General features: G+C 68.3%; 23 protein-coding genes. 6 read left to right on the forward strand and 17 right to left on the reverse strand.

All coding sequences use genetic code 11. The features are described 5' to 3' along the window. Nucleotides 1-60: 60 nt before the first annotated feature. Nucleotides 61-630 carry an aminoacyl-tRNA hydrolase gene (gene pth / locus AC0CH8_RS00005; RefSeq protein ID WP_465238159.1) on the forward strand — a complete coding sequence of 190 codons (570 nt, stop codon included), beginning with the start codon at nucleotides 61-63 and terminating at the stop codon, nucleotides 628-630. Between the two features lie 195 nt (nucleotides 631-825). Further along, on the forward strand, nucleotides 826-1,017 hold the full coding sequence (locus AC0CH8_RS00010; protein WP_055841169.1) for a hypothetical protein: 192 nt from the start codon (nucleotides 826-828) through the stop codon (nucleotides 1,015-1,017). Nucleotides 1,018-1,130: 113 nt separating this feature from the next. Here AC0CH8_RS00010 and AC0CH8_RS00015 read toward each other — a convergent pair whose 3' ends face one another. Together AC0CH8_RS00015 and AC0CH8_RS00020 are read right to left on the reverse strand one after the other, a co-directional pair. Further along, nucleotides 1,131-1,616, reverse strand: a complete 486-nt coding sequence (locus tag AC0CH8_RS00015) for a metallophosphoesterase (protein ID WP_465238160.1) — start codon at nucleotides 1,614-1,616, stop codon at nucleotides 1,131-1,133. A 2-nt stretch (nucleotides 1,617-1,618) separates the two neighbouring features. Further along, nucleotides 1,619-2,734 carry an SPL family radical SAM protein gene (locus AC0CH8_RS00020; RefSeq protein ID WP_465238161.1) on the reverse strand — a complete coding sequence of 372 codons (1,116 nt, stop codon included), beginning with the start codon at nucleotides 2,732-2,734 and terminating at the stop codon, nucleotides 1,619-1,621. A gap of 51 nt (nucleotides 2,735-2,785) precedes the next feature. Between AC0CH8_RS00020 and AC0CH8_RS00025 the strand changes: the two genes are divergently transcribed. Then, nucleotides 2,786-3,376 carry a GDSL-type esterase/lipase family protein gene (locus AC0CH8_RS00025; protein WP_465238162.1) on the forward strand — a complete coding sequence of 197 codons (591 nt, stop codon included), beginning with the start codon at nucleotides 2,786-2,788 and terminating at the stop codon, nucleotides 3,374-3,376. Between the two features lie 99 nt (nucleotides 3,377-3,475). Here the strand turns inward: AC0CH8_RS00025 and AC0CH8_RS00030 are convergent, their stop codons facing one another. Together AC0CH8_RS00030 and AC0CH8_RS00035 are read right to left on the reverse strand one after the other, a co-directional pair. Further along, nucleotides 3,476-5,323 carry a hypothetical protein gene (locus tag AC0CH8_RS00030; RefSeq protein WP_465238163.1) on the reverse strand — a complete coding sequence of 616 codons (1,848 nt, stop codon included), beginning with the start codon at nucleotides 5,321-5,323 and terminating at the stop codon, nucleotides 3,476-3,478. Between the two features lie 46 nt (nucleotides 5,324-5,369). Next, nucleotides 5,370-5,921 carry a CAP domain-containing protein gene (locus tag AC0CH8_RS00035; protein ID WP_204200338.1) on the reverse strand — a complete coding sequence of 184 codons (552 nt, stop codon included), beginning with the start codon at nucleotides 5,919-5,921 and terminating at the stop codon, nucleotides 5,370-5,372. A gap of 26 nt (nucleotides 5,922-5,947) precedes the next feature. Here AC0CH8_RS00035 and hemW point away from each other — a divergent pair, with 26 nt between their 5' ends. Next, nucleotides 5,948-7,111 carry a radical SAM family heme chaperone HemW gene (gene hemW, locus AC0CH8_RS00040; RefSeq protein ID WP_204200337.1) on the forward strand — a complete coding sequence of 388 codons (1,164 nt, stop codon included), beginning with the start codon at nucleotides 5,948-5,950 and terminating at the stop codon, nucleotides 7,109-7,111. Here the strand turns inward: hemW and AC0CH8_RS00045 are convergent. Together AC0CH8_RS00045 and AC0CH8_RS00050 are read right to left on the reverse strand one after the other, a co-directional pair. After that, complete coding sequence (locus AC0CH8_RS00045) at nucleotides 7,108-8,628, reverse strand: hypothetical protein (RefSeq protein WP_465238164.1); 1,521 nt, start codon at nucleotides 8,626-8,628, stop codon at nucleotides 7,108-7,110. The genes hemW and AC0CH8_RS00045 overlap by 4 nt on opposite strands. 179 nt (nucleotides 8,629-8,807) lie before the next feature. Further along, the gene (locus AC0CH8_RS00050; RefSeq protein WP_465238165.1) at nucleotides 8,808-10,976 is read right to left on the reverse strand and encodes a primosomal protein N'; all 2,169 of its coding nucleotides are present in this window, start codon (nucleotides 10,974-10,976) and stop codon (nucleotides 8,808-8,810) included. A 62-nt stretch (nucleotides 10,977-11,038) separates the two neighbouring features. Between AC0CH8_RS00050 and AC0CH8_RS00055 the strand changes: the two genes are divergently transcribed. Further along, nucleotides 11,039-11,926 carry a tyrosine recombinase XerC gene (locus AC0CH8_RS00055; protein WP_465238166.1) on the forward strand — a complete coding sequence of 296 codons (888 nt, stop codon included), beginning with the start codon at nucleotides 11,039-11,041 and terminating at the stop codon, nucleotides 11,924-11,926. A 13-nt stretch (nucleotides 11,927-11,939) separates the two neighbouring features. On the opposite strand, the gene AC0CH8_RS00060 is transcribed toward AC0CH8_RS00055, so the two are convergent. The 5 genes from AC0CH8_RS00060 to rsmI form a co-directional block, all read right to left on the reverse strand. Beyond that, a complete protein-coding gene (locus tag AC0CH8_RS00060) occupies nucleotides 11,940-12,545 on the reverse strand; it encodes a DedA family protein (protein WP_465238167.1) in 606 nt (201 codons plus the stop codon). A gap of 47 nt (nucleotides 12,546-12,592) precedes the next feature. Next, nucleotides 12,593-13,564 carry a glutathione synthase gene (gene gshB / locus AC0CH8_RS00065; RefSeq protein WP_465238168.1) on the reverse strand — a complete coding sequence of 324 codons (972 nt, stop codon included), beginning with the start codon at nucleotides 13,562-13,564 and terminating at the stop codon, nucleotides 12,593-12,595. A gap of 60 nt (nucleotides 13,565-13,624) precedes the next feature. Beyond that, nucleotides 13,625-13,990 (reverse strand): YraN family protein, encoded by a 366-nt coding sequence (locus AC0CH8_RS00070; RefSeq protein ID WP_465238169.1) that lies wholly within the window; start codon nucleotides 13,988-13,990, stop codon nucleotides 13,625-13,627. Nucleotides 13,991-14,045: 55 nt separating this feature from the next. Further along, nucleotides 14,046-14,345 (reverse strand): hypothetical protein, encoded by a 300-nt coding sequence (locus tag AC0CH8_RS00075; protein WP_465238170.1) that lies wholly within the window; start codon nucleotides 14,343-14,345, stop codon nucleotides 14,046-14,048. A 166-nt stretch (nucleotides 14,346-14,511) separates the two neighbouring features. After that, nucleotides 14,512-15,351, reverse strand: coding sequence for a 16S rRNA (cytidine(1402)-2'-O)-methyltransferase (gene rsmI, locus AC0CH8_RS00080; RefSeq protein WP_465238171.1), 840 nt, complete (start codon nucleotides 15,349-15,351; stop codon nucleotides 14,512-14,514). 10 nt (nucleotides 15,352-15,361) lie between these two features. On the opposite strand from rsmI, the gene AC0CH8_RS00085 reads away from it, so the two are divergent. Continuing rightward, the gene (locus tag AC0CH8_RS00085) at nucleotides 15,362-16,567 is read left to right on the forward strand and encodes a penicillin-binding protein activator (RefSeq protein ID WP_204200328.1); all 1,206 of its coding nucleotides are present in this window, start codon (nucleotides 15,362-15,364) and stop codon (nucleotides 16,565-16,567) included. 463 nt (nucleotides 16,568-17,030) lie between these two features. Here the strand turns inward: AC0CH8_RS00085 and AC0CH8_RS00090 are convergent, their stop codons facing one another. From AC0CH8_RS00090 to AC0CH8_RS00115, 6 genes are all read right to left on the reverse strand, one after another. Beyond that, nucleotides 17,031-17,282: an ATP synthase F1 subunit epsilon gene (locus AC0CH8_RS00090; RefSeq protein WP_465238172.1), complete on the reverse strand. Its 252-nt coding sequence runs from the start codon at nucleotides 17,280-17,282 to the stop codon at nucleotides 17,031-17,033. Between the two features lie 101 nt (nucleotides 17,283-17,383). Further along, nucleotides 17,384-18,865, reverse strand: coding sequence for a F0F1 ATP synthase subunit beta (gene atpD, locus AC0CH8_RS00095; RefSeq protein ID WP_055841128.1), 1,482 nt, complete (start codon nucleotides 18,863-18,865; stop codon nucleotides 17,384-17,386). Between the two features lie 25 nt (nucleotides 18,866-18,890). Next, entirely contained in the window at nucleotides 18,891-19,778 is an 888-nt protein-coding gene (locus AC0CH8_RS00100; protein WP_465238173.1) for a F0F1 ATP synthase subunit gamma, read from the reverse strand. A gap of 1 nt (nucleotide 19,779) precedes the next feature. Next, entirely contained in the window at nucleotides 19,780-20,073 is a 294-nt protein-coding gene (locus tag AC0CH8_RS00105; RefSeq protein ID WP_465238174.1) for a putative quinol monooxygenase, read from the reverse strand. Further along, nucleotides 20,074-21,603: a F0F1 ATP synthase subunit alpha gene (atpA, locus tag AC0CH8_RS00110; RefSeq protein ID WP_465238175.1), complete on the reverse strand. Its 1,530-nt coding sequence runs from the start codon at nucleotides 21,601-21,603 to the stop codon at nucleotides 20,074-20,076. It abuts the gene before it with no gap. A gap of 5 nt (nucleotides 21,604-21,608) precedes the next feature. Next, on the reverse strand, nucleotides 21,609-22,178 hold the full coding sequence (locus AC0CH8_RS00115) for a F0F1 ATP synthase subunit delta (RefSeq protein ID WP_204200325.1): 570 nt from the start codon (nucleotides 22,176-22,178) through the stop codon (nucleotides 21,609-21,611). Nucleotides 22,179-22,216 lie beyond the last annotated feature (38 nt).

The following is a 22,216-nucleotide window of genomic DNA, read 5'->3' on the forward strand; positions in this document are numbered from 1 at the left end:
CGTCATACCTTCTATTCTCCCCTCCCCTGAAGGGGAGGGGAGAATAGAAGGTATGACGACATGCAGGTCTGGGTCGGGCTGGGCAATCCGGGGCCGCAATATGCGATGCACCGGCACAATATCGGCTTCATGGCGGCCGACGCGATCGCCGCGGTGCACGACTTCGGCCCGGTCAGGAAGCAGTTCCAGGGATGGACGCAGGAGGGCCGGATCGGGTCGCAGAAGGTTCTGCTGCTGAAGCCCGCCACCTTCATGAACGACAGCGGCCGGTCGATCGGCGAGGCGCTACGCTTCTACAAGCTGGGCGTCGAGGCGCTGACGGTGTTCCACGACGAACTCGACCTCGCACCGTTCCGCGTCAAGGTGAAGACCGGCGGGGGTGCGGCCGGGCATAACGGCCTGCGATCGACCGACCAGCATCTGGGGCCGGAGTATCGCCGCGTCCGGCTGGGTATCGGCCATCCCGGGCACAAGGATCGCGTGACGGGCTATGTCCTCGGCAATTTCGCAAAGGTGGAGCTGGACTCGCTGTCCGACATGCTGGGCGCGGTCGCAGCCGAGGCGCCGCTGCTCGCCGCGAACGAGGACGTGCGCTTCGTCAACGACGTCGCGCTGCGCATGGCGGGCTGACGTGTGAATGATAGTCGTTCGCAACTATGCGCGACGTTGCTTTTGATAGTCTGTCGCAAACAACTATACTGTTATTGACACTAACTCTCATCTTGTATGAGAATAACTCGCAACGGTGATTTGTTGTTGTCTTGGGAACTTTGCGGACGTACTTGCCGTTTTGTCATCAAGATTACGACTACAGGAGCAGTTCTCATGGCCCTCACCACCGCTGGCGTTGCCGCCTGTGCCAAGTGCAAGTTCTTCGACACCGAGGCTTCGGGCGAGCAGCTCGGCCTGTGCCGCTACAACCCGCCGATCAGCCAGCCGAGCGGCGACACCGCCGGTGTCTGGCCGAAGGTCGAGGCCAGCGACTGGTGCGGTCACTTCGAAGCGGTTGCCGCCTGATCGAACAACGGCGGGCGGTTCGCTCGCCAGCCGATTACGGAACGCCGGTCGCGCAAGCGGCCGGCGTTTTTGTTTTCCGCCGTTCTGCCGGGCTCGTCCCGGCATGACGAAGACTATTCCCCCAGCAACTCCGCCAGCCCCACCGGCCGGAACTTCCGCGCATCCACTCCCACGTCGAACTGCCGCAACATCGGCTTCAACCGTCCGTGACTATGGCCATGCAGGTTGATCGCGCCGCGATGCTGGCCGTTCCAGCTTCGGAAGGGATAATGGCCGAGAACGAGCCGCCGCCCTGCCTCTTCGATCTCGGCATAGTCGCGCACGCTGGCCCAACCCGCGATATCGCCGATCTCCGCCGGGTCGTTGTTCCCGCGCAGCAGATGCTTGGTGCCGTTCAGCGTCGCCAGCAACGCCGGCAGGTCCGCCAGCCGGCGACAGACATCGCCCAGGTGCCAGATTACATCGTCCGGTCCCACGACCGCGTTCCAGTTGGCGATCAGCAGCGCATCCATCTCCATGACGCTGGCGAACGGCCGGCGCTGGATGTTGATCGTGCGGTGATCGCCGAAATGCGTGTCGGCGGTGAAGAACACGGCCACGATCAGGTCCAGTAGAGGATGCGAGCCTGCGGCAGGTCGCGGGCGATCCGCATCTGGAAGAACGCCCGCAGGTCCCGCATCGTCGCGGCGTCGTAGACATGCTTCACCGATCCGAACTTGGTCCGCTTCTCCGAGCGTTGCGCGCCGGTCATGTCGAGCGCGGAACCGGGATACCAGCTATCGAGCACGGCCTTCGATCCCGGCGTGTAGCGGTGGGTGATGAGTTCGATCGTCAGGTCCGGCGCATCCGCGAGCAAGGCCGCAACTTGCCCGATAAGGTCGCCATACGCCTGCTCCCATCCCTCGACCGCGATGATCGGCGCGATCGTCAGGCCGAGCGGATACCCCGCGCGGCCCATGCGGGCGAGCGCCGCCAGCCGCTCTGCGACGGGATCGGTGCCCCCCTCGAACCGGGCGAATCGCGCCGGATTGACCGACGCACGCATGCGGGTGCGGCCGTGGTGGTCGAGCGACAGGAGCGGATCGACGGCGGCGAACTTGCTGGTGAAGCGAAGCTGCACGTCGGCGTCCCACACCCCGAACCACGCGATCGTCGCGGACAGCGAGCCGGTCAGATGTTCGAGCGCGAGCGGATCGGTGTAGCAGCTCGCCTCGAACGTCGTACCCTCATGCGCGCGGGCGGCGGAGCGCGAGGTCACGGCCCCCTGCCCCAGCCGTGGCGGCAGCTCCGCCCAGATTTCGGGCAGGTTCGCGTAAGCGCGCGTGATCGGCGGCCCCTTCAGCGATCCGGCGAGGTAGCAATAGCTGCAATGCGCCGGGCATCCTTCCGCCAGATCGATACGCCAGTCGGCGGACGGCGCGATCGGTTGCGGGCGGCGCTTCGACGGCGGCGCGACGACGATCGCCAGCGTCTGCTTCGCTAGCGCATAGGCGGCGCGCGGGTCCTCGGGCTGGGCGAGCGCGAGGCGATCGGTCGCGAGGCGTTCGACGGCGATCCCCAGCGCCTCCACCCGAGCGACGATGGCGCGGCCATGCTCCCATTCTAGCGCCGACCTGGTCGCGACGACCCGGCGCGGTCGCCACAGGCGCGGGGCGGACGCGGACTGCGGTGTGGCGAGCGTGTCGGTTGGGGCGGAAGCCATATCGTTCAAACGCATCAACGCGGGATCGGAAGCATGGATGTCGGCGATCGGCATCCTATGTGACTGATGACGATGCCAGACCCTTCACCGCTCATCCTCGCATTCGGCGACAGCCTGATCGCCGGTTATGGCTTGCGTCCCGACGAAAGCCTGCCCGCCCGGCTTCAGGCGCGGTTGCGCGCGACCCGTCCGCTCGCGCAGGTGGTGAATGCAGGCGTGTCCGGCGACACGACCGAAGGCGCATGGCGGCGGCTGCCCCGCGTGCTGAGCGCGTTGCCGGGCCGGCCCGACCTCGCACTGGTGCAGATCGGCCCGAACGACGTGCTGCGCGCGATCCCGCCGGAACGGATGCGCGCCCATCTGGAGGCGATCCTGACCGAGTTCGAGCGCTGCGCGATTCCCGTGCTGATGGCGACGGTCGCCGCGCCGCCGTTCCTGATCCAGCGGACAGAGGCGTATGCCGGCATTCACGAAGCCGTCGCGGCGCGGCACGGCGCGACGACCTGTCCGTTCTTCCCGCCGGGCGTGTTGGGGCACCCGGACATGGTGCTGTGGGACCGTGTCCACCCCAATGCCCGCTCGATCGCGCTGGTCGCGGAACAGCTTGCGCCGGCGGTGGAGCGGATGCTGGCGCTTGCTGGTTCTGAAGCGGGATAGATCCACCTTTCGTCATTCCGGGCGCAGCGAAGCCATCCAGTCCTGCACTCGCGGCTCTGGATCGCCGCGTCGCTCCGCTCCTCGCAAGGACGGGTGCGCCTAGTGCGACAGGGTGGCGACGGCTCGCGCATCGGAATCGTCGCGAAGGGCCAGCGACAGGCTGGTCGGCGGCATCGCGGCGGCGGGCAGGTCGATCGTCGTGCCGGTGAAGCCGTCCGGAACCGGCGTCCGCTCCGCGCCGCCGGTCCCGACATCGCGGATCAGGAACAGGTTGCTGCCGCTGACGGTGCAGCGCGCCGCGTCGCAGGTGAAGCCGCTCAGGGTCGGCAGGCGGACCAGCGTCATCAATGGCTGCCACTCGCCGGTGGCGTCGCCCCGCTTCAGGCGGAAGCGCAGCGGACCATAAGCGGAGGGGCCGAGCGCGGTCCCAGGAGCGACCGTGGCGACCGCGACCTGTGCGTCCTGCAAGCGCAGGGGGACGCTCGTCGTCAGGCGCTCGTCGGCGGCGGCGATCTCCACCGTGTCGCCGGGCGCGAACCTTTCCTTGGTGCGCAACGAGAAGGTCAGGCGCGCGTCCTGCGCGATGAGGTTCTCGCCCTCCAGCCGCAACGGCATCGGCCCCGGCGGGGCGGTCCGCTCCACCGATTTCGTCACCAGCGAAGCCTGCGGGCGCGGCGGGGCTGATTTGACCGTACACGCGGCCTTGTCGCCGATCACGAAACTCGGTCCGTCGAACGGCGTGAAGCCCCACAGGCCGTGCAGCACGCCCGGCATGGCGGTATCCACGTCGGCTGGCGCTGCACTCGCGAGGACGTAGCCGCCCGTCGCCGCGTCGACCGCCACCGGCAGGTCGATGCTCGCGCCGTCCTTCTTGCGCAGTCGCAACGCCATCCGGCGCGGATAGTCGGTCGCGAACACCAAAGGCGCGCCGTTCACCGGCAGCACCAGCCCGCTGCGGCCGAGGCACAGGGGAGCGTTCGCGGCGGATTGCAGCGGCGGCAGCTTCGGCGCGGAGACGGGCGGCAACGCGACGACCAGCACCGATTGCGGTCGGCGGAACGAGGGAACGGCGTTCAGCAGCAGCCCGGTCGCACCGCCATCCTGCTCGCTGAGCGCGGGGATGAACTGCAACTGCGCCGACTGGAACGCGCCGAAGATGCGGGCAAGATCGCGGACGACGCCGATATAGGGGCTGTAATAGCCGTACCCGCCCTGCGGCGTCGCGCTGAGTTGCAGCGCGAGGTCGACCGGAGCGCCCGCCAGCGTTTCCGCGATCGAACTGGTCTGGCTGTCGGCGAGAACGACGGCGTTGCTGCTCTGCGTCAGGCACGCCGCCTGCACGTCCGCCTGACGCAGCAGGCAATTGGTGTCGAGCTTCACCGCAAGGCTCTGGGCGAGTTGGGGCGACACTTCGGCGATGCGCGTCGAATCGTGGCGCTGGATGCCGTCGAGGAACGCCGCCAGTCGCGCGCGGTCGAGCATCGCCTGGTTCAGCTCCTGCGACGCGCGCACGAATGCGCCCGGCCGGTCGCGGACCGCGCTCGTCACTGCGCCGATCGCGCCGCCGGTATCGGGGACGAGGAACACCAAGGCCTGCTCAGCGCCCTTCGGCACGACGGTGTCGATGATCGCCTTTTTAGGCTTCCACGTCTCCGCCTGCGTCAGCCAGTTCTTAGGGGGCGGGTTGGTCGCGCCGCGCAGGAACGCCAGCACCATCAGGTAATGCGCGCCCTGTTCGGGCGGCAGGTCGACCGCCACACGGATACGGTCGCCCGCCGTCAGGTTGGGCACCTGCGACAGCGGAAGCGTGACATCGCCGTGCCGGACCGACACGCGCAGCGACGGGCCGACAAGGTCGAACTGCCCGGTCTGCGCGACCGCGGCGGAGGTGGCGAGCAGCGCGGCGACCGCGAGGATCAGGGCCTTGGCGAAAGCGGGTACGGACACGCGCGGTGCTGTAGCGTGCGGGGCGCGCGTCGCCAAATCGCGTGGATCAGTACACCCGCTCGCCCACGACATTTCCGGTCGGGCTGTACCGGCACACCAGATACTCGTTCTGCGCATCGCCCGCCATCGCGCAGCCCAACCGCTGCGAATTGCGCCAGACGATCTGGGCATAGTGGCTGGCATCGCGGTAGTCGCCGGTGGTGCTGAACGCCGGGGTAATGCCGTTCACGAACACCTTTCGCTCGTCGAGCCAGTGCCCCAGCATCTCCTGGTAGGTGTAGGCCCGCGTGGTGCCCGTCCACAAATTTTCGCCCTCGTGATCCGGGCCGGGCGGCTGGTCGGCGTGGCGGAAGCGGCCGATCCGCGTCATTTCCAGTGCATAGGCGCGCGCACTCGTCACCAGGGTAGGATCCCAGGTCAGCGGCGGCAGCCCCAGCGTTGCGCGCTCGGCATTCTGCCCGTCGAGCATCGTCGCGCGCAGCAACGCCGCGCCGCGCGGCGCCGGTGCGGCGTCCGTCCTCGGCTCCACCACGCGGCGTGGCCCGTCGGTACAGGATGCCAGCAGCAACAGCGCCGCAATCCAGAGCTTTCCACGCATCCCTCGCATCTCCATAGACGGGGCCGATGACCGCACCTGACTTGGCCCTCTACGTCCATTGGCCGTTCTGCATATCGAAATGCCCCTATTGCGATTTCAACAGCCATGTCCGCGATTCCGTCGATCAGGCGGCGTGGCGCGACGCGATGCTGGCCGATCTCGCCTATGAAGCCGCGCTGACGCCCGGCCGGCGGCTGGGGTCGATCTTCTTCGGCGGCGGCACCCCGTCGCTCATGCCCCCGTCCACCGTCGCCGCCGTGCTGGAGGCGGCCGAGCGTGCGTGGGGCTTCGCGGACAGGATCGAGATCACGCTGGAGGCGAACCCGTCGTCGGTCGAGGCGGCGCGCTTCGCCGATCTGGCGAGCGTCGGCGTCAACCGCGTGTCGCTGGGGCTACAATCGCTGCGGAACGAGGCGCTGCATTTTCTGGGGCGAGCGCATGACGTGGACGAAGGGCTGGCCGCGCTGGCGACCGCGCAGGCGGCGTTCGCGCGTGTCAGTTTCGACCTGATCTACGCGCTGCCCGGCCAGACGATGGCCGAATGGCAGGCGGACCTCGCCCGCGCGCTGGCGCTGGGGACGGAGCATCTGTCGTTGTACCAGCTGACGATCGAGCCAGGCACGCGCTTCGCCACCGATGCGGCGGCGGGGCGGCTGACGATACCGGACGGCGACAGCGCCGCCGACCTGTTCGAGGCGACGCGGGCGACGACCGCGGCGGCGGGGCTGCCCGCCTACGAAACGTCGAACCACGCGCGACCGGGCGCGGAGAGCCGCCACAACCTCACCTATTGGCGCTACGGCGATTATGCCGGGATCGGTCCCGGCGCGCATGGCCGGCGTGCCCATGAGGCGGGGGCACTGGCGACGGTGCGCCACAAGAAGCCGGAGAACTGGCTGGGCGCGGTCGCGCGCAACGGCCACGGTGCGCAGGTCGAGGACCCGCTCAGCCCCCATACCCGCGCGGTCGAGGCGCTGTTGATGGGCCTGCGGCTGACCGAGGGCGTGGACCTGAAGCGGATCGCCGCGTTGGCGGGCGGGGTCGCACCGCTGGACCAGCGCGCGATCGAGCGGCTGTCGGCGCTGGGGCTGATCGTCGCGACGCCGGACCGGCTACGCGTCACCGAGGCAGGCGCGCTGCTGCTCGATGCGATCCTGACGGAGGTCGTGGAAACGCGCGTCGCCGCCTAACGGAGGCGGCACGCCGTCGATACCGCGAGCCCGTTCCCGAAATCGCGGCAATCCCAGCGCGCGTCGCGGGCGAAATCCGGATTGCGTGGGGCATCGCCCAGATGCGGCGTGTTCGCGACCCACAGGATCGCCGTCCCCGCTGCATGGCCCGCCCGCCCGAGGACGTAGCCGTTCGCGTCGATATGGGCGGGCACGATGATCTGGCGCACGGCGACGCCGCGCCCCGCGCGATCGAAGAAGAAGCGCGCGACCTGCGCCATCCGTCCGGTGTCGGATCGCTCTGCATCGGGATCGCTCCACACGAACACCAGTTCGCGGACGGGCCGCTGCATCAGCCATTCGCTGGGGCGTTCGAGATTGAACGAATGGCGCTGGTCCGCCTCCTGGGTGCCGAAGGACGAGCCGACCAGCCCGACCGCCCCGACGATCATCGCGAGGAACGCCGCCGCGACGGCGGGCGCGTTGAAGCGGAGCGCCCACCGGGCCCAGACCGCGATGCCGAACAGCAGAGCCGGACAGGACGGCAACAGGTACCGGGGCGCGAATCCGGGCCGATAGACGCCGATCACGAAAAACAGCAGCACCGCGACGACGCCGCTGATGCCCAGCCACGCCTGCGGCGAGGGATCGAGGCTCAACGATCCGCCGAACCCTGACCGGCCCCTTCTCAGCCGCTCGACCAGCGTCCACAGCATCGCCGCCACGCCGATGCCGGCGAACACCGGCGTCCCCGCCAGCACGCCGGGCAGGCTGACGATGCTGGACCACGGGATCGTATAGCTGCTGCCGACATAGCCGCCGGTGAACCGCAGCACGAACGGCAGATGCACCGCCATCCACGCGATAAGAACGGCGAAAGGCGCCAGCGCCGGCCATGTCGCCAGCGCACGCCGGGGCCGCGTGCCGACGATGATGGCCCCCTGCACCAGTCCGATCAGCAAGGCCCAGTAATGCGTCAGCCCCATCGCGGTCGTGATCGTGGTCCAGATCAGCATCCGCGACGTCGTCGTGCGGCGCATGGCCGCGACGAAAGCGATCCCCTGCGCGGTCGCCTGGAATGCCAGCAGCGAATAGGGCCGCGCGTCGCTCGACAGGATCGGCGCCGGCAACCACAGGAGCGTCGCCGCCGCCCAGAACAGCCGCAGGTCACGATCGGGGTGGCCACGCCACAGGATCATCGCCGGCGCGGCCAGCGACAGTATGAGGCTGGGGAGACGCAGGGCCACGTCGCTGATGCCGGCGATCCGTGCCCATAGCCACATCGGGGCATAGAAGAGCGGCCCGGTCAGCTCGGCGCGCAACCAGTTCCAGAGGCCGTTTGCGTCGTGCTGGCCGGCAATGACGCCCGTGAAGGTTTCGTCGAACCACAAGGGCGCGTGCCGGTTGAAGAACAGGCGCGTGGCGAGACCCAGCGCCAGCGCAGTCGCGAGCAGCGCCGGCCGCCAGTGTCGCTCCGCCCAACGCTCCGCCGCCAGGACGAGCCGCGGCGTGCGGACGGCAGAGATGCTGGTCGCCATGCTGCCCCGTGTACGGGCGAGCGGTTTGCGAATGGTTAATGGAATGCGAAGGCGGGGGCCGCCGATCCCCCCGTCATAGCGAGCGCAGCGAAGCGATCCAGGCCCATGCTTGCGGCTCCGGATGCCGCGTCGCTACGCTCCTCGCAATGACGGATTGGTCAGCATCGCGCTGCACGACCTCAAAGAAAGTTATACGGGTCCACGTCCACCGTCACCCGCGCCTTGGCAGGCCATTCGAGCGCCCCGAGCCATTCGCGGATGACGTCCTGCACGTCCAGCGCGCGGCGGGCATGCACCAGCAGGCGATACCGATGCCGCCCGCGCAGCATCGCCAGCGGTGCGGGCGCGGGGCCGTAGACGTGCATGCCGTCGACCTTCGGTGCGGTCCGGCCGACGAGGCGGGCGATCTCCAGTGCGCAGGGCTGGTCCTCCGACGACACGACGATCGCGGCATAACGGCCGAACGGCGGTGCGCCCGCCTCCCGCCGCGCCTCCGTTTCCGCGGCGTAGAAGGTTTCGGCATCGCCGGTAATCAGCGCCTGCATCACCTGCGCCTGCGGGCTGTGCGTCTGGATCAGCACGCGACCGGGCTTCTCCCCCCTGCCCGCGCGGCCCGACACCTGCCGGATCTGCTGGAACGTGCGCTCGGCGGCGCGCAGGTCGCCGCCCTCCAGTCCGAGATCGGCATCGACCACGCCGACGAGCGTGAGGTTGGGGAAGTGATACCCCTTGGTGACCAGTTGCGTGCCGACGACGATGTCGATGTCGCCGGCCTCCATCCGGCCGACGAACTCCGCCGCCTTGGCCGGCGACCAGATCGTGTCGCTGGTGACGACCGCGGTCTTCGCCTCCGGGAACAGCAGCGCCACCTCGTCGGCAATGCGTTCCACGCCGGGCCCGCAGGCCACGAGCGTGTCCTCGCCCTTGCACTCCGGGCAGGCGCGCGGAACGGGCTCGACATGGCCGCAGTGATGGCAGGCCAGCCGCCGCGTCAGCCGGTGTTCCACCATCCACGCGGTGCAGTTGGGGCATTGAAAGCGATGACCGCAGGTCCGGCACAGGGTCAGCGGCGCATAGCCGCGGCGGTTGAGGAACAGCAGCGACTGTTCGCTTCTCTCCAGCGTTTCGGTCAGCGCCGTGACGAGGCGGGGTGCGAGCCAGCGTCCCCGCTCCGGCGGCTCCGCGATCAGGTCGATCGCGGCGATGTGCGGCATCTCCGCCGGGCCGTAGCGGTCGGGCAGCTTCAGTTCGGCATAGCGGCCCAGCGCGACCTGTTGCCGCGTCTCGATCGCGGGCGTCGCCGAGGCGAGGATCACCGGACACTGTTCGAACTTGCCGCGCATCACCGCCACGTCGCGCGCGTGGTAATGGACGCCCTCCTCCTGCTTGAAGCTCGTCTCGTGCGCCTCGTCGACGACGATCAGGCCAAGATTGGCATAGGGGAGGAACAGCGCCGAGCGCGCGCCGACCGTGACCAGCGCGCGACCCTCCGCGATCGCCCGCCACGCGCGGCGGCGCTGCGTCGAGCGCAGGCCGGAATGCCACGCCACCGGCTCGACACCGAACCGGTCGTGGAAGCGCTTCAGGAACGGCTCCGTGAGGGCGATTTCGGGCAGCAGGACCAACGTCTGGCGGCCCTGACGGATCGCCTCCGCCACCGCCTCGAAATACACCTCCGTCTTGCCCGAACCGGTAACGCCGTCGAGCAGCGTCGGCTCGAAGCGATGATCCGCGACGGCAGCGATCAGGACGGCGGCGGCCTCCGACTGGCCGGGATTGAGCGTGGGGGCGGCGTGGTCCGGGTCGGGCGGGACGAAGGGGCTGTCGATATCGACCTCCACCGCCTCGATCGCGCCCGACTTGACGAGGCCGCGGATGACGGCGTCGGACACGTCGGCGATGGTGGCGAGTTCGCGGATCAGGCCCTGCCGATCGGCGATCCGCTCCAGCGCCTGCTCGCGCTGCGGCGTCAGGCGTGGCGGCGCGTCCCCGGTCGCACGGTACTCGGTGACGGTGCGCGCTCCCTCCAGCGCCGAGGTGGAGGCAAGGCACATGCGCAGCACCGACGCCGGACTGGCGAGATAATAATCCGCCGTCCACTCCACGAGCCGACGAAGCGGCGCGCGCAGCGGCGGCACGTCGGCGACGGCGAGGAGGTTGCGAAGGCGATTGTCGCCGACCTCCGCGTCGGACGGCATCCGTTCCGGCTCCCACGCCACGCCCAGCAACTGCCGCGGCCCCAGCGGCGCGACGACGATCGAACCGGGCTCGACCTCGGTGCCGTGCGGCACGCGGTAGTCGAGCGGGCCCAGAGCGGCATTGAGCAGGAGGACGCGGGCGCGGGTCATGCACCCGCCATATGGCGACGGATCGACTCGCGCGAAAGTCTGGGCAGTGGCAGGGAGCGGGAATGGACCTCCCCTTTCCGCTCGCCGAAGAATGGGCCGCGCATCTGGCGCGCGATCGGCGGCGGTCGGAGCATACGGTCAGGGCGTACCGCGCGACGGCGGTGCGGCTGCTGCGGTTTCTGGGCGAACACTGGGGCGGTGTGGTGACGCGGGAGGCGCTGGGTGGCGTCAGCGCGGCGGACCTGCGCGCATTCCTGGCGTGGCGGCGGACGGACGGACTCGGCAACGCCTCCGCCGCGCGCGAACTGTCGGCGGTGCGCGGGTTTCTGGCGTTTGCGGGGGCGGACGCGCCAAGATTGCGCGGGCCGAAGGTGGCGAAAGGCGTGCCGCGACCGGTCGCCCCTGCCGACGTTCTCGCGCTGGCGGGCGAGGTCGCGGACGAGGCGAGCGCGCCGTGGATCGGTGCGCGGGACTGGGCGGTGCTGCTGCTGCTCTACGGCGCGGGGCTGCGGATCGGGGAGGCGATGGCGCTGACCGCGTCGGTGCTGCCGCTCGGCGACACGCTGACCGTGACCGGTAAGCGCGCCAAGACCCGCGTCGTGCCGCTGCTGCCGCAGGTACGGACCGCGATCGACGACTATGTCGCGCAGGTGCCGTGGCGGCTGGAGCGCGACGCCGCGCTGTTCCGCGGGGCACGTGGAGGTGCCCTGTCGGCGGGCGTGGTCCGGGCGGCGGTGCAGCGCGCGCGCGCCGGTCTGGGGCTGGGTGAGCGGACGACACCGCATGCGCTTCGCCACAGTTTCGCGACACACCTGCTCGGCCGCGGTGCCGACCTCCGCGCGTTGCAGGAGTTGCTGGGCCATGCCAGCCTGTCCTCGACGCAGGTCTATACGTCGGTCGATGCCGCGCACCTGCTCGACGTGTATCGCAACGCCCATCCGCGGGCGTGATCGCCGGCCGCTCCTACCGCTCCCCGCGCGGCTTCCACGTCGTGACGCGGTAGATGTACCAGCCGACAATCGCGACCGTCAGCGCCGCCGCGAACGGACCGACATAGCGGTCGAGCACCTCAAACCTGCGGTCGAGATACACGCCTGCCAGCGCCAGCACCGCGTTCCAGATCGCCGATCCGGCCGCCGTCGCGATCAGGAAGCGCCAGTGCGGCATGCAGGACATGCCGGCGGGGAGCGACACCATCGTGCGGAACGTCGGCATGAAGCGGAACACGAACACGACCCAGCCGCCGCGGTCGTGGAAGAAGCGGGTGATTTTCTCCACATCCTCCCAGTCCAGCGTCAGCCACCGGCCCCAGCGATCGACGAACGGCTTCAATCCCTGATAGCCGAACTTCCGCCCCACCGCGTACCAGAAGTAGTTGCCGATGACCGTGCCGAGCGTACCCGCTGCGATCAGCCAGCCGAGCGTCATGTGACCGCGCCCGACCGCCATGCCCCCCAGACCCATGATCACTTCCGACGGGATCGGCGGAAAGACGTTCTCCAGCGCCATCAGGAAGACGATGCCGAGATAGCCGCCGCGGGCGATGAGTTCGACGATGAAGTCGGTCATGCCGGGCACCGGGGGTCGACTGGCAGGTGGTGCGAGTACATCGCGCCTCAACGCGTCGTGGAGGCATTCCGTTCGCCGACCTTCGCCTCGACCGCGTCCCAGATCATGCCCGCAACGTCCGTGCCGTCGAACTTTTCGATCGCGACGATGCCGGTGGGCGAGGTGACGTTGATCTCGGTCAGCCATTCGCCGCCGATCACGTCGATGCCGACGAAGATCAACCCGCGCGCCTTGAGCTCGGGGGCGAGCGCGGCGCAAATCTCCCGCTCCCGCGCGGTCAGTTCGGTCTTCTCCGCCGATCCGCCGACCGCCAGATTGGAGCGAATCTCCCCCTCCCCCGGCAACCGGTTGATCGCGCCCGCGACCTCTCCGTCGACCAGCACGATCCGCTTGTCGCCCTTCGCCACCGCCGGCAGGAACGCCTGGATCATGTGCGGTTCGCGCCACGTCTGGTTGAACACCTCGATCAGGGCGGACAGGTTCGCGCCGTCGCTGCCGACCTTGAAGATCGCCTTGCCGCCATTGCCGTGCAGCGGCTTGACGACGATCTCGCCGTGCCGGGCGAGGAACGCGCGCGCCTCGTCCAGCGAGCGGGTGATGAGTGTCGGCGGCATGAAGCGGGCATAATCCAGCACCCACATTTTCTCCGGTGCGTTGCGGACGCTGGCCGGGTCGTTGACCACCAGCGTGCGGTCGGCGATCCGCTCCAGCAGATGCGTCGCGGTGATGTAGCCGAGGTCGAAGGGCGGGTCCTGTCGCATCAGCACGACGTCGGCCTGCTCGCCGAGATCGAGCGATACCGGTTCGTCGAAGCGGAAATGATCGCCGACCACGCGCTGCACCGTCACCGGATGCGCCTTCGCCCAGAGCCGCCCGTCGGACCAGTTCAGATCCTCCGCACCGTAATGGAACAGCCGGTGCCCGCGGGCCTGCGCCGACAGCATCAGCGCAAAGGTCGAGTCGCCCGCGATGTTGATGCCGGCGAGCGGGTCCATCTGGACGGCGACGGTGAGGGTCATGCACGGCTCCTGAAATCTGCCGCGCATGTAGGGGGGCGACGCCGCGAAGTCACCCAAGCCCTAACCGATCCAGGCATTCTCGATGTGGCGCGGTCGGGTGCCGGGCGCGAGCAGGATCACGTCGACGCGGATATCGTCGCCCGGCCCGGCATAGCGCGACATCAGCACCTCCGCCGCCGCCGCGACGCGGGCCAGCCGGCGTTCGTCGATGGCGTGATCCAGTTCGGCCACCGTGCGACGGGTCTTCACCTCCACGAAGGCGACGAGATTGCCCTTGCGCGCGACGAGGTCGACTTCCCCCGCCGGCGTGCGGACGCGACGGTCGAGGATGCTCCAGCCCTTCAGCCGCAACCACCAGCCGGCCAGCCGCTCGCCGCGCCGGCCGGCGGCTTCGGCGGTGCGGCGCTGGGGTGTGGAGCGGGACATCGCGGCAGCGTGGCGGAGGGCGGGCCGCTACTCAAGCGCCCCTTCTCCGCGTCGTTCAGGCGGCTTCGGCCCACAACCATTCCAGCGCTTCGTCCTCGCGATCGAAGATGCGATGCTTTTCCTGCGTCGACAGGCGCTTGGCCTGCAATCGGTGCAACGTACCCGACACGACCAGCGCGATCTTGCGCGAGGGGGAATCCGGCCGGACGATCTTGGCGAATTCGGCCGCGGCCTGCTGCGGCAGGATGTTCTTCTCGCGCATGTCGACGATCGTGAGGAACTGACCGTATCGCGCGCCGGCACCGATCATCCCGCGGATCGTGCGTTCCAGATCGGCCACGAACACGGTCGTCAATGGTTGATCCCAAGTCCCTGCGAGTTCGACGCGCAAGAAATTTCGAACAGGATCCGTTTCGAATTTATAGCGACCGTCCGACACGGCATCCTCCAGCGATGTTGCTTCATGTTCGACGATGCCGATGTCTCACATTGCGCTTAAGCAATCATCTCCGGGCCGGTCTTTATTTCGGCAGCGCTTTCAACTCCAGCGCACGTGCATACAGGGTCTTGCGATCGAGGCCGAGCGCCTTGGCGACTTCGCCTGCGGCCTGCGAAACGGTGAGACGCGTCATCGCGTCCGCCAGCGCTGCATCGGCGTCGTCGGCGCTGGCGGGTTCGGCGGCACCCGGCGGCGCCACCACGATCGCGATCTCGCCCTTGGGCGGCGATTCGGCGTAGCGTGCGGCGAGCATGGACAGGGTCCCGGTCACCGCCTCCTCGAAGCGTTTGGAAATTTCGCGGGTCACGGCGGCGTCGCGGTCGCCAAGTCCTTCCGCGAGCGCTGACAGGCAGGCGGCGAGGCGCGGCCCGGATTCGTACATGACCAACGTCGCGCGTACGCCGGCGATCTCCGCGATGGCATCGGCGCGCGCCTTCTCCTTGGGTGGCAGGAACCCCAGAAACAGGAAGCGATCCGTCGGCAGTCCCGCCAGCGTCAGCGCGGCGACGGCGGCGCAGGGGCCCGGGATCGTCGCGACCAGATGCCCGGCCGCCCGCGCGTCGCGCACCAGCTTGTAACCGGGATCCGAGATCAGCGGTGTGCCCGCGTCGGACACCAGAGCGACGATCTCCGTCGCCATGCGCGCGATCAGGCCCGGTCGGACGCCTTCGGCATTATGATCGTGATACGGCGTCATCGGCTTCTTGATGCCGATGTGCCGCAACAAGCCGGCGGTGACGCGGCTGTCCTCCACCGCGATCACGTCGGCCGCGCCCAGCACCGCCGCCGCGCGAGGCGACAGATCGCCGAGATTGCCGATGGGGGTGGCGACGATGTAGAGCCCGGGAAGAAAATCTTGCATGGGGACGTACATGGCAGAGGCCGCATCGATGCCGCAACGGGCGTTCCGCCGGCTGCACTGGGCCACGCTGGCGACAGCGGGGCTGCTCGGCGGGTGCCAGACGGTGCTGCCGCGCGGTGTCGAGCCGCCCGCGCCGACGACGCGCGCACCCGCCGCGACCGCGCCACGCGTGGAGCCGGGCGTGCAGGCCGGCCTGCCGCGCGACGAGGGACGCAACCGTGTCGCGCTGCTGGTGCCGCTGAGCGGCAGCAACGCCGGCGTCGGTCAGTCGATCGCCAATGCGACGATGCTGGCTCTGCTGGACACGCAGAACCGGTCGGTGCGGATCACCAATTACGACACGGCGACCGGCGCGGCGAACGCGGCGCAGCGGGCGATCGCCGAGGGTGCGCAGTTGATCCTCGGGCCGCTGCTCGCCGACGACGTCCGTGCCGTCGCTCCGGTGGCGAAGGCGGCCAAGGTGCCGGTCCTGAGCTTTTCCAACGATACCGGCGTGGCGGGCAACGGCACCTATGTCATGGGCTATGTCCCCGCGCAGTCGGTGGACCGGGTCGTCAGCTATGCGCGCGGGCGCGGTGTCACCAGCTTCGCCGGGCTGGTTCCGAACGGTTTGTACGGGGAGCGCGCATCGACCAGCTTCCTGCGCGCGGTCGAGGGGGCGGGCGGACAGGTCGTGTCGCTCCAGGCCTATGGCCGTACGTCCGGCGGGGTCGCCACGGCGGTGCAGCGGCTGAACACCAAGGCGCCTTACGACGCGGTGCTGATCGCAGACGGCGGCGCGACGGCAGCGGCGGCGGCGCCGCTGGTCAAGCGGGGTGTCGGTGCGGGTACCCGTATTCTCGGCACCGAATTGTGGAACAGTGAGGCCAATATCGGCGCGCGCGCCACCCTGACCGGGGCGTGGTATGCCAGCGTGTCGAACGGCCTGTATCGGCAATATGCGGCCAAGTACCGGACGCGCTTCGGGGCCGCGCCGTATCGCCTGTCGAGCCTCGGTTACGACTCCGTGCTGCTGACCGTCCGGATCGCGCGCGACTGGGCCGTGGGCACGCCGTTCCCGGAAGCTAAACTGCGGGATGGCGACGGCTTCGCGGGGCTGGACGGCGCGTTCCGCTTCGGTCGCGACGGTGTCGCCGAGCGCGCGCTGGAGGTGCAGGAAATCCGCGGTGGTACGACCGTAACGGTGTCCCCGGCCCCGAGCGGATTCGGGAAATAGCGGGCCCTCCGAGGGGCTCGTCCCGGCGACACGGGTCTTTGGCGTTTGAGTCGGTCGACGGACGACCGACCTGTAGCTCCCTCGGCTTGAGAGGTCGTTGCGAAATAACTCCGCTGCCCGCTATCGCGTCATTACATTGGCGAAGGCGGGATCGCAGAATAGGTTTGTAACGATCCCTTCGGTGGAGAATCGGCGGGCCTCTGCACCAGCAACAAGCACGCGAAAACTACCTCGTCTTCGATCTCCGGCGATGGACTCAGAGCGTGATGACACCAGCTTGAACCGTTCGAGCCAAGCCCGTCGAAGCACAGGTGAGACTTATGGCCTTCGCCAAGATCGGGGCAACGGGCAAGGCAGATCGACGTCCTGCCGTCGCGCTTCGAAGCGAAACCTGCACCAAAGGCGGTCGAGGCGGGGTACCGTGGATGCCGGGGAAAGCCCGCCGCGACTGGGCCCGATCGGATCAGCCTGCGTGTTCGGCGAGGACCGTCAGACCCTTGTCGTTGACCTCTGCGAAGCCGCCCTGAATCGCGATCGTCTCGGGCGTACCGCCCGCGGTGCGATAGACGTGGATCGCACCGTCGCGCACGGTGGACATGAAGGGCGCATGCCCCTCCAGCACGCCGAAATCGCCTTCGGTGCCGGGGACGACGACCATATGGACCTCCTCCGACCGGACGAGCTTTTCGGGGGTGACGAGTTCGAAGTGCAGCATGGTCTGTTACCTTCTCCCCTCCCGCAGCCGGGGGAGAGCCTTTCCGAAGAAGCGCAGGCAGTCGACCGGCCCCTCCCGCAGCGGGAAGAGCCGGTCGTCGATTACGCGTCCTGCGCCATCTTCTCGGCCTTGGCGACGACTTCGTCGATACCGCCGACCATGTAGAAGGCGGCTTCCGGCAGGTGATCGTATTCACCATCGACGACAGCCTTGAACGAGCGGATCGTGTCTTCGATCTGCACGAACTTGCCGGCGATGCCGGTGAAGACCTCGGCGACGTGGAACGGCTGCGACAGGAAACGCTGGATCTTGCGGGCGCGCGTGACGGTCAGCTTATCCTCTTCGGACAGTTCGTCCATGCCGAGGATCGCGATGATGTCCTGCAACGACTTGTAGCGCTGGAGCAGCGACTGCACCGCACGGGCGGTGTCGTAGTGCTCCTGACCGACAACGCGCGGCTCGAGCACGCGCGACGTGGAGTCGAGCGGATCGACCGCCGGATAGATGCCCAGCTCCGAGATCGCGCGGTTGAGCACCGTCGTCGCGTCCAAGTGAGCGAACGACGTCGCGGGGGCCGGATCGGTCAGATCGTCCGCGGGAACGTAGACGGCCTGCACCGAGGTGATCGACCCCTTGTTGGTCGACGTGATCCGCTCCTGCAACGCACCCATGTCGGTCGACAACGTCGGCTGATAGCCCACGGCCGACGGGATACGGCCGAGCAGCGCCGACACTTCCGCGCCCGCCTGCGTAAAGCGGAAGATGTTGTCGACGAAGAACAGCACGTCCTGCCCTTCCTGATCGCGGAAATACTCGGCGATCGTCAGGCCCGACAGCGCGACGCGGGCGCGAGCCCCCGGCGGCTCGTTCATCTGGCCGAACACCAGCGCGACCTTCGATCCCTCCGACTGCGGATTGCCGTCGGCATCCTTCGCGATGACGCCCGCGTCGAGGAACTCGTGGTACAGATCGTTACCCTCGCGGGTACGCTCGCCGACGCCCGCGAACACCGAGGTGCCGCCGTGACCCTTGGCGATGTTGTTGATCAGCTCCTGGATCAGCACGGTCTTGCCGACGCCGGCGCCGCCGAACAGGCCGATCTTGCCGCCCTTCGCATAGGGCGCGAGCAGATCGATGACCTTGATGCCCGTCACCAGAATCGCGTTCTCGGTCGATTGGTCGACGAACAGCGGCGCGGGCGCGTGGATCGGGTTGCGCATGTCGGTCGCGACCGGGCCACGCTCGTCGATCGGCTCGCCGATGACGTTGAGGATGCGGCCGAGCGTCGCCGGGCCGACGGGCACGGAGATCTGCGCGCCGGTGTCGCGCACGCTCTGGCCGCGGGTGAGGCCCTCGGTCGCGTCCATCGCGATCGTGCGGACGGTGTTCTCGCCGAGATGCTGGGCGACTTCGAGAACGAGGCGGCTACCGTTGTTGTCGGTCTCCAGCGCCGACAGGATCGCCGGCAACTGCTCGGGGAAGTGCACGTCGACGACCGCGCCGATGATCTGCGAGATCGTGCCGGTGGTGTTGCTGCTGCCCGTCGACTGCGTCGGGCGGATGTCGTCTACGACGGTTGCCATTGCGGTTCTTCCTGCTTCGAAACTTTTAGAGCGCTTCGGCGCCCGAGATGATCTCGACCAGTTCGGTCGTGATCGCGGCCTGACGGGTGCGGTTATACTGGATCGACAGGCGGTTTATCATGTCGCCCGCGTTCTTCGTCGCGTTTTCCATCGCGTTCATACGGCTGCCCTGCTCCGACGCCGCGTTTTCCAGCAGCGCGCGGAAGATCTGGATGGCGACGTTGCGCGGCAGCAGGTCGGCGAGGATCGCCTCCTCGCTCGGCTCATATTCGGTCACCGCCGCCGGGGCATCGGCCTTGCCGGTCGCGCCCTTGATGCTGGACAGCGGCACCGGGACGAGCTGGATGCCGGTCGGCTCCTGCACCAGCGCCGAGACGAATTTGGCATAGAACAGATGCGCTATGTCGAATTCACCGGCGGTGAAGCGGGCGATCACGTCGTCGGCGATCGCGCGCGCATCGTCGAACGCCAGCTTCTTGATGTGGCCCATCTCATGATCGGCGGCGATCATCGTCGGATAGAAGCGGCGCAGCACGCGGCCCTTCTTGCCGGCGATGTAGAACTTCACCGTCTTGCCGTCGGCGATCAGCGCATCCGCCTTCTTGCGGGCGGCGCGGACGATGTTGGTGTTGAACGCACCCGCAAGACCACGCTCGGACGTGGCGACGACGATCAGGTGGACCTGCTCCTTGCCCGTGCCCGCCAGCAGAGGCGACGCACCCGGCGCGATGCCGACGCGGCCGGCGATGCTGGCCATCACGCCCTCCAGCCGGTCGGCATAGGGGCGCGCGGCGACCGCCGCCTCCTGCGCACGGCGCAGCTTGGCGGCGGCAACCATCTTCATCGCCTTGGTGATCTTCTGGGTCGATTTGACCGAGTTGATCCGAACCTTGAGGGCCTTCAAACTTGCCATCTTACGCCAGTCCGTCCGCGAGTTCAGTCATTTGGACCGGCCCGGCGAGCCAATCCTCATAACGCTTGAACACCGCGCGCGTATAATCCTGCGCGTGGTGATGATCGAACGCCGCCCGGTCGGTCCAGCGCTCGTATATGTAGAGCCGGGGCGAACCGTCAGCGGCGGGGTGCGGATCGAACCGCTCACAGCCGCTCTCCGCCCGCGTCGCGGGGACGATCTCGGCCACCGCACGACGCGCCGCGTCGAAGCAATCGGGCTTGAGATCGATCTCCGCGAGATAGGTCAACGCCACTTACGCGAAGTTCTTCGCGAACTGGTCCAGCGCGGCCTTCAGCCCCGACTTCGCCTCGTCGCCCAGATCGCGCGTGTCGCGAATCTTGGTCAGGACGCTGGCATGGTTGGCGCGCAGGTCCTGCAGCATCGCAGCCTCGTAACGGGTCACGTCGGCGACCGGTACGGTGTCCAGATATCCTTGCGTACCGGCGAAGATCGACGCGGTCTGCTCCTCGAACGGCATCGGCGAGAACTGCTTCTGCTTCAGCAGCTCGGTCAGGCGCGCGCCGCGGTTCAGCAGCTTCTGCGTCGAGGCGTCGAGGTCCGAGCCGAACTGCGCGAACGCCGCCATTTCGCGGTACTGCGCCAGCTCCAGCTTGATCGAGCCGGACACCTTCTTCATCGCCTTGGTCTGCGCGGCCGAGCCGACGCGGCTGACCGACAGGCCGACGTTGATCGCCGGACGGATGCCCGCGAAGAACAAGTCGGTTTCGAGGAAGATCTGCCCATCGGTGATCGAGATCACGTTGGTCGGGATGTAGGCCGACACGTCGCCTGCCTGCGTCTCGATGATCGGCAGCGCGGTCAGCGAGCCGCCGCCGTTCGCGTCCGACATCTTGGCCGCACGCTCCAGCAGGCGCGAGTGGAGATAGAACACGTCGCCCGGATACGCCTCGCGGCCCGGCGGACGGCGCAGCAGCAGCGACATCTGGCGATAGGCGACCGCCTGCTTCGACAGATCGTCGAACACGATCAGGGCGTGCATGCCGTTATCGCGGAAATACTCGCCCATGGCTGCGCCGGTGTATGGCGCGAGGAACTGGAGCGGAGCCGGCTCCGACGCGGTCGCGGCGACGACGATGGAATATTCCATCGCGCCATTCTCTTCGAGCGTCTTGACGAGCTGCGCCACCGTCGAGCGCTTCTGGCCGACCGCGACGTAGACGCAGTACAGCTTCTTCGATTCGTCGGTACCGGAATTGACGCCCTTCTGGTTGATGAAGGTGTCGATCGCGACGGCGGACTTGCCGGTCTGACGATCGCCGATGATGAGCTCGCGCTGACCGCGGCCGACCGGGACGAGGGCGTCGATCGCCTTCAGGCCCGACTGCATCGGCTCCGACACCGACTGGCGCGGGATGATGCCGGGGGCCTTCACCTCGACGCGGCTGCGCTGGTCGCTGACGATCGGGCCCTTGCCGTCGATCGGGTTGCCGAGGCCGTCCACGACGCGACCGAGCAGGCCCTTGCCGACGGGGACGTCGACGATCGTGCCGGTGCGCTTGACGGTGTCGCCCTCGCGGATCTCGGCGTCCGAGCCGAAGATCACGACGCCGACGTTATCGGCTTCGAGGTTGAGGGCCATGCCCTGCACGCCGTTGGCGAATTCGACCATCTCGCCCGCCTGGACGTTGTCGAGGCCGTAGATGCGCGCGATGCCGTCGCCGACCGACAACACCTGACCGGTTTCCGAGACCTGCGCCTCGGTGCCGAAATTGGCGATCTGGTCCTTGATGACCTTGGAGATTTCTGCGGCGCGGATATCCATTATCTTCAGCCCTTCATCGCGCTGGCGAGCGCATTCAAACGGGTACGGATCGACGAATCGATCATCTGGGAACCGATGCGGACGACGAGCCCGCCGAGCAGCGCCGGATCGACCGACAGGTCGACCGACACCTCACGCCCGACACGGGTACGAAGCTGCTGCTTCAGTTCGGAAATCTGGCTCTCGTCGAGCGGGTGGGCGCTGGTCACCTCCGCCGACACTTCCCCGCGGTAGCGCGAGGCGAGCTTGCGGAAGGCGCGGATGATCGCGGGAAGCTGCGCCAGACGGCGGTTCTCCGCGAGCACGCCCAAAAAGCTCTTCGTCGTGGCGTCGATGCCGAGCTGGTCGGCGGTGGCAAGCACCGCCTTCACCGCCGGGCCGCGACCGACCATCGGGCTGGTCGTCAGCGTGCGGAAATCGTCCGACTGCGCCAACGCGTCGCGCACCGTCGTCAGGCTAGCCTCGACGGTGTCGATCGCCTTCGCGTCCTGCGCCAGCTCGAACAGCGCGAGCGCGTAGCGTCCACCCAGGCTCGCCTGGATGCCGCCGCCTGCAATACCTCCGGAAGTCTCCACGGACCTGGAATTCCTCGTCGCCGTAACGGATGATGCCC

Source organism: Sphingomonas sp. AC435, assembly GCF_979253005.1.

Coding starts and splice junctions, on each gene's coding strand:
- AC0CH8_RS00085 (WP_204200328.1), top strand. CDS start 15,362: ATGGCAGAGGCCGCATCGATGCCGCAACGGGCGTTCCGCCGGCTGCAC.
- AC0CH8_RS00045 (WP_465238164.1), bottom strand. CDS start 8,628: ATGGCGACCAGCATCTCTGCCGTCCGCACGCCGCGGCTCGTCCTGGCG.
- AC0CH8_RS00070 (WP_465238169.1), bottom strand. CDS start 13,990: ATGTCCCGCTCCACACCCCAGCGCCGCACCGCCGAAGCCGCCGGCCGG.
- AC0CH8_RS00035 (WP_204200338.1), bottom strand. CDS start 5,921: ATGCGTGGAAAGCTCTGGATTGCGGCGCTGTTGCTGCTGGCATCCTGT.
- AC0CH8_RS00020 (WP_465238161.1), bottom strand. CDS start 2,734: ATGCGTTTGAACGATATGGCTTCCGCCCCAACCGACACGCTCGCCACA.
- pth (WP_465238159.1), top strand. CDS start 61: ATGCAGGTCTGGGTCGGGCTGGGCAATCCGGGGCCGCAATATGCGATG.
- gshB (WP_465238168.1), bottom strand. CDS start 13,564: ATGACCCTCACCGTCGCCGTCCAGATGGACCCGCTCGCCGGCATCAAC.
- AC0CH8_RS00010 (WP_055841169.1), top strand. CDS start 826: ATGGCCCTCACCACCGCTGGCGTTGCCGCCTGTGCCAAGTGCAAGTTC.
- AC0CH8_RS00055 (WP_465238166.1), top strand. CDS start 11,039: ATGGACCTCCCCTTTCCGCTCGCCGAAGAATGGGCCGCGCATCTGGCG.
- hemW (WP_204200337.1), top strand. CDS start 5,948: ATGACCGCACCTGACTTGGCCCTCTACGTCCATTGGCCGTTCTGCATA.
- AC0CH8_RS00090 (WP_465238172.1), bottom strand. CDS start 17,282: ATGCTGCACTTCGAACTCGTCACCCCCGAAAAGCTCGTCCGGTCGGAG.
- atpD (WP_055841128.1), bottom strand. CDS start 18,865: ATGGCAACCGTCGTAGACGACATCCGCCCGACGCAGTCGACGGGCAGC.
- AC0CH8_RS00060 (WP_465238167.1), bottom strand. CDS start 12,545: ATGACCGACTTCATCGTCGAACTCATCGCCCGCGGCGGCTATCTCGGC.
- AC0CH8_RS00100 (WP_465238173.1), bottom strand. CDS start 19,778: ATGGCAAGTTTGAAGGCCCTCAAGGTTCGGATCAACTCGGTCAAATCG.
- AC0CH8_RS00025 (WP_465238162.1), top strand. CDS start 2,786: ATGACGATGCCAGACCCTTCACCGCTCATCCTCGCATTCGGCGACAGC.
- atpA (WP_465238175.1), bottom strand. CDS start 21,603: ATGGATATCCGCGCCGCAGAAATCTCCAAGGTCATCAAGGACCAGATC.
- AC0CH8_RS00050 (WP_465238165.1), bottom strand. CDS start 10,976: ATGACCCGCGCCCGCGTCCTCCTGCTCAATGCCGCTCTGGGCCCGCTC.
- rsmI (WP_465238171.1), bottom strand. CDS start 15,351: ATGCAAGATTTTCTTCCCGGGCTCTACATCGTCGCCACCCCCATCGGC.